The sequence below is a fragment of the Pseudomonas sp. GW821-FHT09H03 genome, assembly GCF_059415945.1.
In genome coordinates this window covers 143,614-159,802 of the sequence record NZ_JBWKOF010000014.1, presented here as the reverse complement: position 1 = coordinate 159,802, position 16,189 = coordinate 143,614, and the positions used below count along the sequence as shown (strand labels likewise).

Annotated in this window: 15 protein-coding genes; 11 read left to right on the top strand and 4 right to left on the bottom strand. The window is 59.2% G+C overall.

Annotated elements, in window-relative coordinates; translation table 11 throughout:
- The first annotated feature begins 56 nt into the window (after window positions 1-56).
- The 6 genes from AC07OG_RS20385 (at window position 57) to AC07OG_RS20360 (ending at window position 7,066) form a co-directional block, all read left to right on the top strand.
- Window positions 57-2,507, top strand: coding sequence for a penicillin acylase family protein (locus AC07OG_RS20385; protein ID WP_495067911.1), 2,451 nt, complete (start codon window positions 57-59; stop codon window positions 2,505-2,507).
- 360 nt (window positions 2,508-2,867) lie between these two features.
- Window positions 2,868-3,650 (top strand): transporter substrate-binding domain-containing protein, encoded by a 783-nt coding sequence (locus AC07OG_RS20380; RefSeq protein WP_495067910.1) that lies wholly within the window; start codon window positions 2,868-2,870, stop codon window positions 3,648-3,650.
- 56 nt (window positions 3,651-3,706) lie between these two features.
- Window positions 3,707-4,435 (top strand): ABC transporter permease, encoded by a 729-nt coding sequence (locus AC07OG_RS20375; RefSeq protein WP_060541086.1) that lies wholly within the window; start codon window positions 3,707-3,709, stop codon window positions 4,433-4,435.
- A complete protein-coding gene (locus tag AC07OG_RS20370; RefSeq protein WP_060541085.1) occupies window positions 4,432-5,142 on the top strand; it encodes an ABC transporter permease in 711 nt (236 codons plus the stop codon). The genes AC07OG_RS20375 and AC07OG_RS20370 overlap by 4 nt, the downstream gene beginning before the upstream one ends.
- Window positions 5,143-5,169: 27 nt before the next feature.
- On the top strand, window positions 5,170-6,288 hold the full coding sequence (locus AC07OG_RS20365) for a succinylglutamate desuccinylase/aspartoacylase family protein (RefSeq protein WP_495067909.1): 1,119 nt from the start codon (window positions 5,170-5,172) through the stop codon (window positions 6,286-6,288).
- A 13-nt stretch (window positions 6,289-6,301) separates the two neighbouring features.
- The gene (locus AC07OG_RS20360; protein WP_495067908.1) at window positions 6,302-7,066 is read left to right on the top strand and encodes an ABC transporter ATP-binding protein; all 765 of its coding nucleotides are present in this window, start codon (window positions 6,302-6,304) and stop codon (window positions 7,064-7,066) included.
- Between the two features lie 134 nt (window positions 7,067-7,200).
- On the opposite strand, the gene AC07OG_RS20355 is transcribed toward AC07OG_RS20360, so the two are convergent.
- Both AC07OG_RS20355 and dcd read right to left on the bottom strand, forming a co-directional pair.
- Window positions 7,201-7,410, bottom strand: coding sequence for a hypothetical protein (locus AC07OG_RS20355; protein ID WP_060541082.1), 210 nt, complete (start codon window positions 7,408-7,410; stop codon window positions 7,201-7,203).
- Window positions 7,411-7,517: 107 nt separating this feature from the next.
- Window positions 7,518-8,084, bottom strand: coding sequence for a dCTP deaminase (gene dcd, locus AC07OG_RS20350; protein ID WP_060541081.1), 567 nt, complete (start codon window positions 8,082-8,084; stop codon window positions 7,518-7,520).
- A gap of 354 nt (window positions 8,085-8,438) precedes the next feature.
- Between dcd and AC07OG_RS20345 the strand changes: the two genes are divergently transcribed.
- Window positions 8,439-8,648, top strand: coding sequence for a cold-shock protein (locus AC07OG_RS20345; RefSeq protein ID WP_002554837.1), 210 nt, complete (start codon window positions 8,439-8,441; stop codon window positions 8,646-8,648).
- A gap of 115 nt (window positions 8,649-8,763) precedes the next feature.
- On the opposite strand, the gene AC07OG_RS20340 is transcribed toward AC07OG_RS20345, so the two are convergent.
- Complete coding sequence (locus AC07OG_RS20340) at window positions 8,764-9,771, bottom strand: DUF481 domain-containing protein (RefSeq protein ID WP_495067907.1); 1,008 nt, start codon at window positions 9,769-9,771, stop codon at window positions 8,764-8,766.
- 135 nt (window positions 9,772-9,906) lie between these two features.
- Here AC07OG_RS20340 and AC07OG_RS20335 point away from each other — a divergent pair, with 135 nt between their 5' ends.
- From AC07OG_RS20335 to AC07OG_RS20320, 4 genes are all read left to right on the top strand, one after another.
- Window positions 9,907-10,287 (top strand): MGMT family protein, encoded by a 381-nt coding sequence (locus AC07OG_RS20335; RefSeq protein WP_236707789.1) that lies wholly within the window; start codon window positions 9,907-9,909, stop codon window positions 10,285-10,287.
- A 44-nt stretch (window positions 10,288-10,331) separates the two neighbouring features.
- Entirely contained in the window at window positions 10,332-11,891 is a 1,560-nt protein-coding gene (locus AC07OG_RS20330) for an AmpG family muropeptide MFS transporter (protein ID WP_495067906.1), read from the top strand.
- 143 nt (window positions 11,892-12,034) lie between these two features.
- Window positions 12,035-13,750 (top strand): proline--tRNA ligase, encoded by a 1,716-nt coding sequence (locus AC07OG_RS20325; protein WP_495067905.1) that lies wholly within the window; start codon window positions 12,035-12,037, stop codon window positions 13,748-13,750.
- Between the two features lie 19 nt (window positions 13,751-13,769).
- Window positions 13,770-14,723 carry a hypothetical protein gene (locus AC07OG_RS20320; protein WP_060541076.1) on the top strand — a complete coding sequence of 318 codons (954 nt, stop codon included), beginning with the start codon at window positions 13,770-13,772 and terminating at the stop codon, window positions 14,721-14,723.
- Window positions 14,724-14,783: 60 nt separating this feature from the next.
- Here the strand turns inward: AC07OG_RS20320 and dinB are convergent, their stop codons facing one another.
- Window positions 14,784-15,845, bottom strand: a complete 1,062-nt coding sequence (gene dinB / locus AC07OG_RS20315) for a DNA polymerase IV (protein ID WP_495067904.1) — start codon at window positions 15,843-15,845, stop codon at window positions 14,784-14,786.
- Window positions 15,846-16,189: the final 344 nt, after the last annotated feature.

Here is a 16,189-nt window from a genome sequence, read left to right as displayed (position 1 = left end):
CGCCTGCTCACTAACGTAGCGCCTTTATTGCGCTACCACCCCGCAGGAGCTTTGCCATGGCCTCGCCAGCCCTTACTCATTTTCTACCCCGGTTCGGCGTTGCCGCAGCAGTCGCTGGCGTTTTGAGCCTGACCGGTTGTCAGACTTTCAATGCCCAGGACACCCTCCCGCCGGCCTCCGGCGTACAGCCGCTCAAAGGTTTGGCGCAGAACGTTTCGGTGCGGCGCAATGCCATGGGCATGCCGTTGATCGAAAGCAGCAGCTTCCACGACGCCCTGTTCGCCCTCGGTTACGTGCACGCCAGCGATCGCATCACGCAGATGGTCACCCTGCGCCTGCTGGCCCAGGGCCGTTTGACCGAAATGTCCGGTGCGGATCTGCTGGATGCCGACCGCTACATGCGTGCGGTCAACCTGAAGAAAAGCGCCGGCGAGCTGTACAAGGCCTCTTCGCCGCGCCTCAAACGCTTCTTCGAAGTCTATGCCCGCGGGGTCAACGCCTACCTTTTCCGTTACCGCGACAAACTGCCAGCGGACCTCGTTGCCACCGGCTACAAGCCTGAATACTGGCAGCCGGAGGATTCGGCGCTGATTTTCTGCCTGCTGAACTTCAGCCAGTCGGCCAACCTGCCGGAAGAAATTGCCTCGCTGGTGCTGGCGCAAACTGTCACCACCGACAAACTGGCCTGGTTGAGCCCCTCCGCCCCCGACGAAAAATTGCCGCTGGCCGAAAGCGAAAAACTCCAGGGCATCAAGCTCAACGGGCAAATCCCGGGGCTGACGCAAATCAGTAAAGCCACGGGGCAACTGTCTGACCTGAACCTGCTGGGCGCCACCTCGTCGAACAACTGGGCCATCGCCCCGCAACGCAGCCGCAGTGGCAAAAGCCTGCTGGCCAGCGACAGCCATGGCCCGCTGGGCGTGCCGTCGTTGTTCAGCTACGTGCAGATCCGCGCGCCGAAGTATCAAGCTTCTGGCGTGACCATCGCCGGCTTGCCGATGGTTCTGGGTGGTTTCAACGGCAAAGTGGCGTGGAGCATGACGTCGGTCATGGGCGATAACCAGGATCTGTTCCTGGAGAAAATCAAGCGCCAGGGCAACGCACTGACCTACGAAACCAACGGCAAATGGCAGCCGGCGATCGTGCGCAACGAAACTTACTTCGTCAAAGGCCAGCGACCGATTCGCGAAGCCGTGTACGAAACCCGTCACGGCCCGCTGCTCAACAGCGCCCAAGGCACAGCTCTGGCCAATGGTTTCGGTCTGGCCTTGCAGACGCCGGGCTTCACCGACGACAAAACCCTGGATGCGTTGTTCGACCTGACCCGCGCCCAGAGCGTCGAGAAAGCCTCGGATGCCAGCCGCGAGATTCGCGCCATCGCACTGAACCTGGTGTTCGCCGACGCCAGCAATATCGGCTGGCAAGTCACCGGTCGCTATCCCAACCGCCGCGAAGGTGAAGGCCTGCTGCCATCGCCCGGCTCCGAGGGGCGCTACGATTGGGACGGTTACGCCGACCCGATGCTCCATCCTTACGATCAGGACCCGGCCCAGGGCTGGCTCGGCACCGCCAACCAGCGGGTCATTCCCCATGGCTACGGCATGCAGTTGTCCAACTCGTGGGCGGCTCCGGAACGTGGCGAGCGCATGGCCGAACTGGCCGGCGCAGGCAAACACGACAGTCGCAGCATGATCGCCATGCAGTACGACCAGACCACAACGTTCGCCGCCAAACTGAAGAAAATGTTCGAAGCGCCAGGCATGTCCCAGCCGCTGAAACAGGCCATCAATGCTTTACCGGCAGCCGATAGCGCCAAGGCCCGCGAGGCCTACAGCCGCTTGATGGCATTCGACGGCAAGGTCAGTGCGACTTCCACCGACGCGGCGATCTACGAGCTGTTCCTTGAGGAAAGCAGCAAGCAGATTTTTCTCGATGAACTGGGCCCGCAAAGCAGCCCGGCGTGGCAAGCCTTTGTCGCCAACGGCAAGTTGTCCTATGCCGCCCAGGCCGATCATTTGCTGGCGCGCGAGGACAGTCCGTTCTGGGATGACGTACGCACCGCACAGAAGGAAGACAAGCCGGCCATCCTCGCGCGCAGCCTGGCTGCCGCGATCAGCGCCGGCGACAGCCTGCTGGGCGGCGATCACAAGGCCTGGCAGTGGGGCAAGCTGCATCGCTACGAATGGAAAAACGCCGGCGGCCAGAACGTGCGCGGGCCGCTGCCGGCCGGCGGCGACCAGAGCACCCTCAATACTGCCGCATTCGCCTGGGGCCAGGACTTCAACACCACCCTGGCACCAGCCATGCGATTTATCGTCGACTTCAGCCAGACCGAGCCGCTGATGGCTCAGAACGGCACAGGCCAGTCCGGCAATCCGGCGAGCCCTAACTACCTCAACAGCATTGATCCGTGGTTGAAGGGGCAGTACATGAGCCTGCCGATGCAGTCGCAAAATTACGACAAGGCGTATGGCACGGCGCGACTGACGTTGACGCCTGGAAAATAATCCCAAGCCGCCCCCCTTTGCAGGAGCCAGCATGCTGGCGATGGACTCAAGCGCGCCGCGTTTAATCGGGTAAACACGCGTTATCGTTAACGTCCATCGCGAGCAGGCTCGCTCCTACAGGACTTGCTCGGCAGAGTCACCCACACGCCATTTTTGCCTTTGCACCGAACCAAATGTGTGCAGGCATTTCCCTGCGCTCGTTTTCGTGCATAAATCGCGCTCCGACCTTTGATCAAGCACCTTTTAAAACGCTTGTTCGCCACTGTGGTTCGGAAATTGCTACTTTCAATGGGTCTTACGCTTTCCAGTAACAATAAAACTGCGCCATAAGCGCTCATATTGGTTCTTAGGGATTGAATAATGAAAAAAGCATTGCTGACCCTTTCTGCACTGGCGTTGTGCATGGCTGCTGGCTCCGCCATGGCCAAGGAATACAAGGAATTGCGTTTCGGCGTTGACCCTTCCTATGCACCGTTCGAGTCGAAAGCGGCTGACGGCAGCCTGGTGGGCTTCGACATCGATCTGGGGAACGCGATCTGCGCCGAGCTGAAGGTCAAGTGCAAATGGGTCGAAAGTGACTTCGACGGTATGATCCCGGGCCTCAAGGCCAATAAATTCGACGGTGTGATTTCGTCGATGACCGTTACCCCAGCCCGCGAAAAAGTCATCGACTTCTCCAGCGAGCTGTTCTCCGGACCGACTGCCTACGTGTTCAAGAAAGGTTCCGGTGTGAGCGAAGACGTCGCGTCCCTCAAAGGCAAAACCGTTGGCTACGAGCAAGGCACCATCCAGGAAGCCTACGCCAAAGCCGTGCTGGACAAGGCTGGCGTGAAAACCCAGGCCTATCAGAATCAGGATCAGGTGTATGCCGACTTGATGTCCGGTCGCCTCGACGCGGCGATTCAGGACATGCTGCAAGCTGAGCTGGGCTTCTTGAAGTCGCCAAAAGGCGAAGGCTATGAAGTCAGCAAGCCGGTCGACAGCGAATTGCTGCCGGCCAAAACAGCGATCGGTATCTCTAAAGGTAACAACGAGCTCAAGGCACTTTTGGATAAAGGTATCAAAGCGTTACACGATGATGGCACCTACGCCACCATTCAGAAGAAACACTTTGGCGATCTGAATCTGTACAGCGGCAAATGATGCCCGGCGCCCATCTAGCGATGGGCGCATTTTTTATCTGATCAGGTTGCTGATTTATGTTCGAAAACCTCTTACAAAATCTGGGGCTCTCAGCCTTCAGCCTGCAGGGCTTCGGCCCGCTGCTGATGGAAGGCACCTGGATGACCATCAAGTTGTCGGCGTTGTCGCTACTGGTAGCCGTGTTGCTCGGGTTGCTGGGCGCCAGTGCCAAGTTGTCAAAGCTCAAGCTTATGCGTGTCCCCGCCCAGGTCTACACCACGCTGATTCGCGGCGTTCCGGACCTGGTCCTGATGCTGCTGATTTTCTACAGCCTGCAAACCTGGCTGACATCGTTCACCGACTTCATGGAATGGGAATACATCGAGATCAACCCGTTCAGCGCCGGGGTGATTACCCTGGGCTTTATCTACGGCGCCTACTTCACCGAAACCTTTCGCGGCGCGATCCTCGCGGTCCCGCGGGGTCAGGTCGAAGCCGCCACCGCCTATGGCCTCAAGCGCGGCCAGCGCTTCTGGATCGTGGTGTTTCCGCAAATGATGCGCTATGCCCTGCCCGGCATCGGTAATAACTGGATGGTGATGCTCAAGGCCACTGCTCTGGTGTCGATCATCGGCCTCGCCGACCTGGTCAAGGCCGCGCAGGACGCCGGCAAAAGCAGCTATCAGCTGTTTTACTTCCTCGTGGTTGCCGCACTCATCTACCTGCTGATCACCAGTGCCTCGAACTTCATCCTGCGCTGGCTCGAACGCCGTTACTCCGCGGGCACCCGGGAGGCCGTACGATGATCGAACTCCTGCAGGAATACTGGAAACCTTTCCTCTATAGCGACGGCTACCACATCACCGGCCTGGCCATGACCATGTGGCTGCTCAGCGCGTCTATATTCATCGGCTTCCTGGTGTCGATCCCGCTGTCCATCGCCCGGGTCTCGCCGCACTTCTACATTCGCTGGCCGGTGCAGTTCTACACCTATCTGTTCCGTGGCACGCCGCTGTATATCCAGCTGCTGATCTGCTACACCGGGATCTACAGCCTGGCCGCCATCCGGGCTCAGCCGGTACTCGATGCGTTCTTTCGCGATGCGATGAACTGCACGATCCTGGCCTTCTCTCTGAACACTTGTGCCTACACCACGGAGATCTTCGCCGGGGCCATTCGCAGCATGAACCATGGTGAAGTCGAAGCGGCCAAGGCTTATGGCCTGACCGGCTGGAAGCTGTATGCCTACGTGATCATGCCTTCGGCCCTGCGTCGCTCGTTGCCCTATTACAGCAACGAAGTGATCCTGATGTTGCACTCGACCACCGTGGCATTCACCGCGACCATCCCGGATATCCTGAAAGTCGCTCGCGATGCCAACTCGGCAACGTTCCTGACTTTCCAGTCGTTCGGCATCGCCGCACTGATCTACCTGACTGTCACCTTCGCGCTGGTCGGCCTGTTCCGCCTCGCCGAACGTCGCTGGCTGGCCTTTCTCGGGCCGACCCACTAGGACTTATCCTGCTTCAGGGAACAAGAGATGCGCCACCAGATACATGACCTGCTGGCCCCGCTGCCGGGGACCGCACGACAGATCCACAGCTTTCACTTCGGCCCGCAACCGGCCACCCGCAAGATCTACATCCAGGCCTCCCTGCACGCCGACGAAATGCCCGGCATGCTGGTGGCCTGGCACCTCAAGCAGCGCCTGGCGGAGCTGGAAGCCGCCGGGCGCCTGCGCAGCGAAATCGTGCTGGTGCCGATCGCCAATCCGGTGGGCCTGGAACAGGTGTTGATGGATGTACCGCTGGGCCGCTATGAGCTGGAAAGCGGGCAGAATTTCAATCGCTGGTTCGTTGACCTGAGTGAAGAAGTCGGCAACACCATCGAAGGCAAACTCGCCGATGATCCACAGCACAATATGCAATTGGTGCGCAGCACCTTGCGCGACGCACTGGCCCGACAGAGCGCCGACACCCAGTTGCAATCCCAGCGCCTGACCCTGCAACGCCTGGCGTGCGATGCCGATATGGTGCTCGACCTGCATTGTGATTTCGAAGCAGTTGCGCACCTGTACACCACACCTGAGGCCTGGCCGCAGGTCGAGCCCCTGGCCCGCTACATCGGTGCCGAAGCCAGCCTGCTGGCGACCGACTCCGGCGGACAGTCGTTCGACGAATGCTTCACCCTGCTCTGGTGGCAATTGAAGGAACGTTTCGGTGAGCATTTCGAGATCCCGCCAGGCAGCTTTTCGGTCACCGTCGAGTTGCGCGGTCAGGGCGATGTCAATCACCCGCTGGCCAGCGTCGACTGCCAGGCACTGATCGACTACCTGATCCATTTCGGTGCGATTGCCGGCGAACCCGCGCCCATGCCCGACCTGCCCTACCCCGCGACACCGCTGGCCGCTGTGGAACCTGTGGCCACTCCCGTCGGCGGACTGCTGGTGTTCACCGCGCTGCCCGGCCAATACCTGCAAGCCGGGCAACTGATCGCCGAAGTCATCGACCCGATCAACGATCTCGTCACCCCCGTTCGTTGCGCCACAGCCGGGCTGATGTACGCCCGCTCGCTGCGCCGCATGGCCACTGCCGGCATGGTGATCGCCCACGTCGCGGGCACCGAAGCCTATCGCAGCGGCTACCTACTTTCGCCTTGAGGATGCATGCCCCATGTACAAATTGACCATCGAAGGCCTGCATAAAAGCTATGGCGATCATGAAGTGCTCAAAGGTGTTTCGCTCAAGGCCAAGATGGGCGACGTCATCAGCCTGATCGGCGCCAGCGGCTCGGGCAAAAGTACCTTTCTGCGTTGCATCAACTTTCTCGAACAGCCCAATGACGGCGCCATGAGTCTGGACGGGCAGAACATTCGCATGATCAAGGATCGTCACGGCATGCACGTAGCCGACCCCGATGAACTGCAGAAGATCCGTACCCGACTGGCCATGGTGTTCCAGCATTTCAACCTGTGGAGCCACATGACGGTGCTGGAAAACATCACCATGGCACCACGTCGGGTGCTCGGATGCAGTAAGCAGGAAGCCGAGGACCGTGCCCGCCGCTATCTGGACAAGGTCGGCCTGGCGGCGCGGGTGGCGGACCAGTACCCGGCGTTTCTGTCCGGAGGGCAGCAGCAACGTGTCGCCATCGCCCGGGCGCTGGCCATGGAACCGGAAGTGATGTTGTTCGACGAACCCACTTCAGCCCTGGATCCGGAGTTGGTAGGCGAGGTGCTCCGGGTGATCCAGGGCCTGGCAGAAGAAGGCCGGACCATGATCATGGTCACCCACGAAATGAGCTTCGCTCGTAAAGTGTCGAGCCAGGTGCTGTTTCTGCATCAGGGTCTGGTGGAGGAAGAAGGCGCGCCGGCCGACGTGCTGGGCAATCCGAAAAGCGAACGCCTGAAGCAGTTCCTCAGCGGCAACCTGAAGTAAAAACGTCTGCGCAGGCAACTCCCCGTGGAGCTGTCGAGTGCAACGAGGCTGCGATCTTCGGTGATTATAAAAAGATCAAGATCAAAAGATCGCAGCTTCGTTGCACTCGACAGCGCCTACAGGACCGTGTTCGGTCAGACCACAGGCGCAGGTGGCGGCTCATCCGGCAGAGTAGGCTCCCCGGGTTCGGTGGGCTGTTCATTTGGGGTATCGGGATCAGGCTGACCCGGGATGCCCCCCGCCATGCTGACGGGCGGATGTGCCAGCAGCGACCAGGCCAGAACACCCACTTGATTGGGTTCTAGCCTTGCCAGTTCGGCACTGATGAGCGGATTGATCTTCATGGGGCACTCCTGAGCGGTGGTCCGACCCGCCTGGCGCGGATCGGAGCAGTACACTCCATAGAGTGTACGCTCGCTGAAGAATTCCCCCTGCTTGTCAGACGGCTGACTCAGGTGCGAGGCAGGGTGACGCCACGCTGGCCCTGATACTTGCCGCCGCGGTCCTTATAGGACACTTCGCACTCTTCATCGGATTCAAGGAACAGCATCTGCGCCACGCCTTCGTTCGCGTAGATTTTCGCCGGCAGATTGGTGGTGTTGGAGAACTCCAGGGTCACATGGCCTTCCCACTCAGGCTCGAGCGGCGTGACGTTGACGATGATGCCGCAGCGCGCATAGGTGCTCTTGCCCAGGCAAATGGTCAATACATTACGCGGAATGCGAAAATATTCGACGGTGCTGGCCAGGGCGAAGGAGTTGGGCGGAATGATGCACACGTCGCTGTGGACGTCGACAAAGCTGCCGGCATCGAAGTTTTTCGGGTCGACGATGGCTGAGTTGATGTTGGTGAACACCTTGAAATGATTGGTGCAACGCACATCGTAGCCGTAGCTTGACACGCCGTAGGAGATCACACGGCTATCGTCGCTGCCACGCACCTGGCGCTCGACGAAAGGGTCGATCATGCCGTGTTCCTGCGCCATGCGGCGAATCCACTTGTCCGATTTGATGCTCATGGCGGGTGTCCTGAATAGCGAGGTGGAAAAAATCTGTCCGGCATCTTACCGGGGCGCGCCGCCGGGTTCAAAGTCCACGCTGCAATTCTCGCCGGACATCCGGGAATTACCTGCGTTGGCGACGAATCGACACACCGTCGATCCCTAAAACAGAGAAACCTGCACAAGAAGCATTGGCACGTCCCGGAAAAAGGGTTAAGGTGGCGCCACTGTGCTGCTTGTGTCACTGAGAATCTCTACACGATATGTTGAATTTCGATCCAACCATCTACAAGAATTTTTCCTGCTCTTTGCACTCAGTCTCGGCCAGGGTTCTTCCTGAGTCGCAGTTATCTTTGTTCAAGGAGTTACACCATGTCTAATCGCCAAACCGGTACCGTTAAGTGGTTCAACGATGAAAAAGGCTTCGGCTTCATCACTCCACAATCCGGTGACGACCTGTTCGTTCACTTCAAAGCTATCCAATCCGACGGCTTCAAAAGCCTGAAAGAAGGCCAACAGGTTTCTTTCATCGCTACCCGCGGTCAGAAAGGCATGCAAGCTGAAGAAGTTCAAGTTATCTAACTTGTACTTGCTTTAGTAAAAAGCCCCGCCCTCAACAGCGGGGCTTTTTTGTGCCTGTGTGTTTTTGCCGGGCGAAAAAAATCGCGGCCCAAGCCGCGATCTTTTTTTCAAAGCCTTACCAGGTCACACCAAACCCGGCACTGTAGCGAGTCTTGTCCAGATCGGACTCGTCGGTACCGTGGATGATGTCGCGCTCCGCCTTTAGATTGAGCGAAGCCCAGTCAGTCACCTTGTAGCGCAGTCCAATCTCAGCATCCAGGGCATAATCGGCCACACCCGACAGCGGCTTGCCCACCTCGCCACTTGTGAAGAACTCCACCCTCTTGCCAATCAGGTAGCGGTTGTAATCCCACTTCATGGCCAGGGAATAGAAGTTTTCCTCGTTGCCATCGGCAAATTCATAGTCCGTGCGGTTGACCAGCGAACCAAGGGAGAATGCGCCCAGTTCATCATCCCAGAACTGATAACCAGGACCGGTACCGACCGTGCGCTGGCGAGACAGATCTTCAACCTTGTCACGCTTGTAGACCAGCCGACCTTGCCAGAACCACTTGTCAGTCAGGAAGCGGTCAAGGGCGTACTCGGCCCGCCAATTGTCCGTGGTCACCACGTCATCCTGGAACTCCCGGTTGTACTCACCTTCGGCGATGTGTCGCCAACGGCCATGGCGCGCAGTGGTCTTGAAATCGATGTCGTAGTCATCGGTGTCATTTTCCGCGCGCTGATAATCCAGCGCCATGTCGACGTTGCCCTTCCATACCAGATCCTCGACCACAGGTTTCGGCTTGAGAATCTGCTGAACACTCGCCAACTCCACGGTTTTTGGTGCGTCACCGTTGGCCAGGGTCACCTTGCCGTCATCTGCCGCTTTCAGCGATTTGGCTTTTTCACCGGTGTAAGCATCCTGTTTGACCAGCAACTCCTGATCGCTTTCCAGGGTTTTCACCTTGCTCCAGTCGATCGGCACTGAACCGGCGTACTCGGTCTGGAGCACCAGCTTGCCACCATCGAACAGGACGATCTTGCCGCTCAGCTTGTCACCGTTCTTCAACCAGACGGTATCGGCGAGCAAGGGAGTGGAGGCACTGAAGACAGCGAGGCACAGCAGGGATCTGGACAACATAAGCAAATAGAGGCTCAAGTTCGCGAAAAAAATCGGCATTATCCGCAGGAATAAGGCACTAGCAAGGACTGACCCGACGATTTCCATTGAGTTCATTTCTCAACTGCCTATGCTCGAATTACCCTACAGACGGTAATGCAAATTTCTTCAGGACTGACGCACGTGACTGACTCACCCACCGAACCCGAGAGCGCGGCGCAAATCCGACGCACGGCACTGTACCTGACGCTGGCGCAAGTACCCGAAGGTAAAGTCGTGAGCTACGGTCAATTGGCAGAGCTGGCAGGGTTGGGCCGTGCCGCCCGCTGGGTAGGGCGCACACTCAGCCAATTACCCAACGACAGCAAATTACCCTGGCACCGCGTATTGGGCGCTGGTGGGCGCCTGAGCCTGCCGGCCGGCAGCCCTTCGGGGGATGAACAGCGCGCACGATTACGCACGGAAGGCATCAGCATCCTGAATAATCGTGTTGATATTCAGCGCCATGGCTGGCGCCCGGTAGAGCACAGCGGTTAGAGTGCGCGCTTTGTTTCCGTATTTCTTGAGGCAGACTCCAGCCCATGCCCCGTAAAACCTGGCGCGCCGCGCTCGCCGCTTATGCCAGCCCCTCGACACTCGTGCTGTTGCTGCTTGGTTTCGCCGCCGGCTTGCCCTATATGCTGGTGTTTTCGACGCTTTCGGTCTGGCTTCGCGAAGCCGGTGTGGCTCGCGAAACCATCGGTTATGCGAGCCTGATCGGTTTGGCCTACGCCTTCAAATGGGTGTGGTCGCCACTGCTCGACCAATGGCGCCTGCCTCTGCTCGGCAAACTCGGGCGCCGACGATCCTGGCTGGTATTGTCCCAGGCGCTGGTGATTCTCGGCCTGATCGGCATGGGCTTTTGTGACCCGCAAAAACATCTGTCCTGGCTGATCGCCATCGCCGTCGTCGTCGCCTTTGCTTCGGCCACCCAGGACATCGCCGTCGATGCCTATCGCCTGGAAATCGCCGAAGACAACCGCCAGGCCGCACTGGCCGCCAGTTACATGTCCGGCTACCGCATCGCCGCACTGCTGGCCACCGCCGGCGCACTGTATTTCGCCGAAGGTTTCGGCTCTACCGGCTTCAACTATCAACACTCCGCCTGGGCCGGCACCTACATACTGTTTGGTGTCCTGATGGTCCCGGCGCTGCTGACCTGCCTGTTCATGCGCGAACCGCCGGTGCCATTGCGCACCCAACTACAGGCCGGGCGCTACAGCTTCGCGCACCAACTGGCGTCGGTGTTCGTCCTGATCGTACTGCTGGTTTCGGTGCCGGCGATGTTCACCCAGCTCTATAACACTGACTTCGCCAGCGTGCTGTTCGGAGGCGTGAGCCTGCTCGACCTGCTGCTGCAAGACCGCGCCTTCCTGCGTGCGATCCTCTACACCCTCTTCACCGCCCTGTGCCTGTCGGCCATGGGTCGCCGTGGCCTGGCGCCGGTACTGACGCCGGTCAACGACTTCATCCTGCGTTACCGCTGGCAAGCGCTGCTGCTGCTCGGGCTGATCGCGACCTACCGGATGTCCGACACGGTCATGGGCGTGATGGCCAACGTGTTCTACATCGACCAGGGCTTCTCCAAGGATCAGATCGCCAGCGTCAGCAAAATCTTCGGCTTGATCATGACCCTGGTGGGCGCCGGTATGGGCGGCCTGCTGATCGTGCGATTCGGAATTCTGCCGATCCTGTTCATCGGCGGCATCGCGTCGGCGGGCACCAATATCCTGTTCCTGATGCTCGCCGACATGGGCGCCAACCTGAACATGCTGATCCTCACCATTTCCCTGGATAACTTCAGCTCGGGCCTGGCCACCTCGGCGTTCGTTGCCTACCTGTCGAGCCTGACCAACCTGAAGTTCTCCGCCACCCAGTACGCCCTGCTCAGTTCCATCATGTTGCTGCTGCCGCGCCTGATCGGCGGCTACTCCGGGGTCATGGTGGAAAAATTCGGCTACCACAACTTCTTCCTGATCACTGCACTGCTCGGGGTTCCGACGCTGCTGCTGATCGCCCTGCACTGGTATCAGGAGCGCCGCCGGGCCGGGCCGACACCGACGCCGGAGCCGCTGCAGACCCCGATCGCAGAAGAATCGTAGGACCTCCACGCAGGAAATTTCGCAACAGGGCGGGTGAATCCCGCCCTCCTGCCACACCACCGACCGCACGCCTGTACGCCAGCGGATCTCGCCCGTACAATGCTCCGTCATTTCTCGTCATCAGCAATCGATAACGGCCAACCATGCGCACCAGTCAATTTTTGCTCGCCACACAGAAAGAAACGCCTTCCGACGCGGTCGTGATCAGCCATCAGCTGATGCTGCGCGCCGGCATGATCCGCAAACTTGCTTCGGGCCTGTACACCTGGCTGCCGATGGGCTTGCGAGTGATGCGCAAGGTCGAAGCCATCGTTCGTGAAGAAATGAACGCCGCCGGCTCTCTGGAAGTGTTGATGCCGAGCACTCAACCGGCTGAGCTGTGGCAGGAATCCGGGCGCTGGGAAGAGTACGGCCCTGAATTGCTGCGCTTCAAGGATCGTCAGGGCCGCGATTTCTGCGCAGGTCCGACCCACGAAGAAGTCATTACCGACCTGATGCGCAATGAGTTGAGCAGCTACAAGCAGCTGCCGATCAACCTGTACCAGATCCAGACCAAGTTCCGTGATGAAATCCGCCCACGCTTCGGTTTGATGCGCGGCCGCGAATTCATCATGAAGGATGCGTATTCGTTCCACGCCGACCAGCCTTCGCTGCAGGTCACCTACGACCGCATGCACCAGGCCTACTGCAACGTGTTCACCCGCCTGGGCCTGAAGTTCCGCCCTGTTGAAGCCGACAACGGTTCCATCGGTGGTGCCGGCTCCCACGAATTCCACGTGCTGGCCGAATCCGGTGAAGACGATATCGTCTTCAGCAACGGTTCCGACTACGCCGCCAACATCGAGAAAGCCGAAGCCGTGCCGCGCGAATCCTCACGCGCCGCTGCGACCGAAGAGCTGCGCCTGGTCGACACCCCGAACGCCAAGACCATTGCGCAACTGGTCGAAGGCTTTGACCTGCCGATCGAAAAGACCATCAAGACCCTGATCGTACGCGCCGAAGAAGAGGGCAAGCTGATTGCCTTGATCATCCGTGGCGACCACGAACTGAACGAAATCAAGGCCGCCAACCAGCCTGGCGTCGCCAGCCCGCTGGTCATGGCGACCGACGCCGAACTGCGTGACGCCATCGGCGCCGGCGCCGGCTCCCTGGGCCCGCTGAACCTGCCACTGCCCATCATCATCGACCGCTCCGTCGAACTGATGAGCGACTTCGGCATCGGCGCCAACATCGACGACAAGCACTACTTCGGCGTGAACTGGGAGCGTGACCTGCCGGTTCCGACCGTGGCCGACCTGCGTAACGTCGTGGCCGGCGACCCAAGCCCGGACGGCAAGGGCACCCTGGAAATCAAGCGCGGCATCGAAGTCGGGCACATCTTCCAGCTGGGCAACAAGTACAGCAAGGCGATGAAGTGCGAAGTGCTGGGCGAGAACGGCAAGCCGGTAACCCTGGAAATGGGTTGCTACGGCATTGGCGTATCCCGCGTGGTGGCTGCGGCCATCGAGCAGAACAACGACGATAAAGGGATCATCTGGAGCGACACCCTGGCGCCATTCCAGATTGCCCTGGTGCCGTTGCGCTACGAAACCGACCTCGTTCGCGAAGCCACCGACAAGCTGTATGCAGAACTGACTGCCGCAGGCTTCGAAGTGCTGCTGGACGACCGCGACAAGAAAACCAGCCCGGGTATCAAGTTCGCTGACATGGAACTGATCGGCATTCCGCACCGGATCGTGGTCAGTGACCGCGGCCTTGCCGAAGGCAACCTGGAATACAAGAGCCGCACCGAGGCCGAGGCGCAAGCGCTGCCGGTCGCCGACGTGCTGCCTTTCCTTCAGGCCCGCATCCGCCGCTGATAGCAGATATAGAGACGTCATGTTCAAGCGAAACACCTTAGGCCTCGGTGGTGCCGCCCTGTGCGGCGCCCTGCTGGTCAGCGGCTGTGCCAATCAAATGTCACAACGCAGCGAGCACGAGGAACGCATCGAGCGCAAATTGCTCGATCACAGCCTGCAGATCGATGTCGGCGAGCCCAAGGTGCTTGAGCTGCCGCAACGGCGAGTGAAAATCCAAGAGCAGAAGACCTTCGAAGTCACCGAATTCGAGGTCACTCGGCACTACGATCGCTACACGCCTTACCAACCCTGGCGGGAAGTCTACGAAATCCCGCTGGGCGCGGTGGCCGTGGTGGCTGGCGTCGGTGCCAACGTGGTCAATGTGTTTGCCCTCGGCAATCTGCCAGACAGCGTGACCAGGGACTGGCTCAGCTACGGTTTCGCCGGGCTCAACCCGTTCATGAACGTGCAATCTCATGGCCGCGCCCAGCAAAACCTGGCAGGTATCGACGAGGTTCAGCGCGACAAACGCACCGAATACTCCAGCCTGCCCTGGAGCGAGCGTCCGGTCGAGGTCAAGGCCGGCAAGGAAACGTTCCAGTTGAGCACCGACAAGAGCGGCGTTCTGCGCCTGAACCTGTTGGACACCCCGTTCGCCGAACATGACATCAATCACCTGAGCCGACTGCTGATCAAGGTCGAAGACGTCCAGGACGACGTGCACACCGACTCATCACTGGCGGTCAGCAGCACCTTGCGCAGCAAGTTGTACGAAGCCCACGGGCTGATCTATGACGACCTGGAAGGCGACGAAGTAAACCAGTGGGTACACCGGGTCAAACGCCTGTCGGAGCTGGGCCTTGAAGAAGAAGCCAGCGAACTGGAACAGAGCCTGATCGAATTGACGCGCAATGATCCTGAATTGCAGTCCGAATTCCTCAAGTCACTGACCAAGGATGGCGAGCGACTGGTGGCGGATCCGCGGCCGAATTAAGCGCCCTCCCCGAAAAAAGATCGCAGCCTTCGAAGGCTGCGATCTTTTGACTTCATAGACTTACCGCTCAAACAACTCCATCTGCTCAAACCCACCGCGCAAATCCTCCAGCCGCACCCCGACCCCCAACAACCGCACCGGCTTGCCGCCGCGATTGAACGCCTGAGTCAGCATCAACTGGTAACTCCCCAGATCCCGCCCTGCCCCGGCCTGCTCCAGCGTGGTCTGGGTGAAGTCATGGAATTTCACTTTGACGAAAGGCTTGCCCGGACGATAACTGCTGTCGATCCGCGCCATGCGACCCGCCAGGGTTTCCAGTAACTCGGGCAATTTTTCCAGGCAACTCTTCAGGTCAGGCAGATCCACGTCGTAGGTATTTTCGACACTGACCGACTGCCGCCGACTGTCATTGTGTACCAGGCGATCATCGATCCCACGGGCCAGGCTCCAGAGTCGCTCACCAAAACTGCCGAATTCACGTACCAGCGCCAACTTGTCCCACTCGCGCAATTGCGAGCAATCGACAATGCCGAGCCTGCCCAACTTGTCGGCGGTGACTTTACCGACCCCGTGCAGCTTGCTTACCACCAGGCCACTGACAAAATCCTCGACCTGATCCGGCGTGATGACGAATAAACCATTGGGCTTTCTCCAGTCGCTGGCAATCTTGGCCAGAAACTTGTTCGGCGCCACCCCGGCGGACACGGTGATATGCAACTGATTGGAGACCCGACGGCGAATGTCCTGGGCAATACGCGTTGCGCTGCCACCGAAATGCGCGCTGTCCGACACATCGAGATACGCCTCATCGAGTGAGAGCGGCTCGATGAGCTCGGTGTAATCGCGAAAGATCGTATGAATTTCCTTAGATGCTTCTCGATAGGCATCCATACGTGGCTTGACGATGGTCAGGTCGGGACACAGCTTCAGGGCATGCCCCGAGGACATGGCCGAACGCACGCCATATGCCCGCGCCTCATAATTACAGGTGGCAATCACCCCGCGCCGATCCGCCGAGCCACCCACCGCCAGAGGTTTTCCGGCCAGGCGCGGGTCATCGCGCATCTCGATGGCAGCGTAAAAGCAATCACAGTCGACGTGGATGATCTTTCGCTGAGTCATATCAAAGCAGTGTTCATGGCGGAGAAAAGGCGTCAGGGTGTGCAAGATATGCAGTATCTCACTGACACCTGTATATAGCACCAGTGGTCTGAATGTTCTTTTGTGACTGTAGGAATTGCCGCTGATGAATTTATTTTTTCAATCGAATCGCGCACTGCAATAGAGCTACAGCCCTTGCTGCACCTGCGTCACAGCCCGACCGAGCACCTCATTAGATCGCTAAGCGATTGAAGAGAAACAGGTTTTACTGGAATTTGAGGTTGACACCCTGGCGTTCCTCTGTAGAATGCCGACACACAGACGCGGGATGGAGCAGTCTGGTAGCTCGTCGGGCTCATAACCCG

What these genes read in the sequence shown, in the direction of transcription:
- AC07OG_RS20345 (WP_002554837.1), top strand. Translation starts at nt 8,439, where the DNA reads ATGTCTAATCGCCAAACCGGTACCGTTAAGTGGTTCAACGATGAAAAA.
- AC07OG_RS20355 (WP_060541082.1), bottom strand. Translation starts at nt 7,410, where the DNA reads ATGAAGATCAATCCGCTCATCAGTGCCGAACTGGCAAGGCTAGAACCC.
- AC07OG_RS20380 (WP_495067910.1), top strand. Translation starts at nt 2,868, where the DNA reads ATGAAAAAAGCATTGCTGACCCTTTCTGCACTGGCGTTGTGCATGGCT.
- dinB (WP_495067904.1), bottom strand. Translation starts at nt 15,845, where the DNA reads ATGACTCAGCGAAAGATCATCCACGTCGACTGTGATTGCTTTTACGCT.
- AC07OG_RS20320 (WP_060541076.1), top strand. Translation starts at nt 13,770, where the DNA reads ATGTTCAAGCGAAACACCTTAGGCCTCGGTGGTGCCGCCCTGTGCGGC.
- AC07OG_RS20385 (WP_495067911.1), top strand. Translation starts at nt 57, where the DNA reads ATGGCCTCGCCAGCCCTTACTCATTTTCTACCCCGGTTCGGCGTTGCC.
- dcd (WP_060541081.1), bottom strand. Translation starts at nt 8,084, where the DNA reads ATGAGCATCAAATCGGACAAGTGGATTCGCCGCATGGCGCAGGAACAC.
- AC07OG_RS20330 (WP_495067906.1), top strand. Translation starts at nt 10,332, where the DNA reads ATGCCCCGTAAAACCTGGCGCGCCGCGCTCGCCGCTTATGCCAGCCCC.
- AC07OG_RS20365 (WP_495067909.1), top strand. Translation starts at nt 5,170, where the DNA reads ATGCGCCACCAGATACATGACCTGCTGGCCCCGCTGCCGGGGACCGCA.
- AC07OG_RS20325 (WP_495067905.1), top strand. Translation starts at nt 12,035, where the DNA reads ATGCGCACCAGTCAATTTTTGCTCGCCACACAGAAAGAAACGCCTTCC.
- AC07OG_RS20360 (WP_495067908.1), top strand. Translation starts at nt 6,302, where the DNA reads ATGTACAAATTGACCATCGAAGGCCTGCATAAAAGCTATGGCGATCAT.
- AC07OG_RS20340 (WP_495067907.1), bottom strand. Translation starts at nt 9,771, where the DNA reads ATGTTGTCCAGATCCCTGCTGTGCCTCGCTGTCTTCAGTGCCTCCACT.
- AC07OG_RS20375 (WP_060541086.1), top strand. Translation starts at nt 3,707, where the DNA reads ATGTTCGAAAACCTCTTACAAAATCTGGGGCTCTCAGCCTTCAGCCTG.
- AC07OG_RS20370 (WP_060541085.1), top strand. Translation starts at nt 4,432, where the DNA reads ATGATCGAACTCCTGCAGGAATACTGGAAACCTTTCCTCTATAGCGAC.
- AC07OG_RS20335 (WP_236707789.1), top strand. Translation starts at nt 9,907, where the DNA reads ATGCAAATTTCTTCAGGACTGACGCACGTGACTGACTCACCCACCGAA.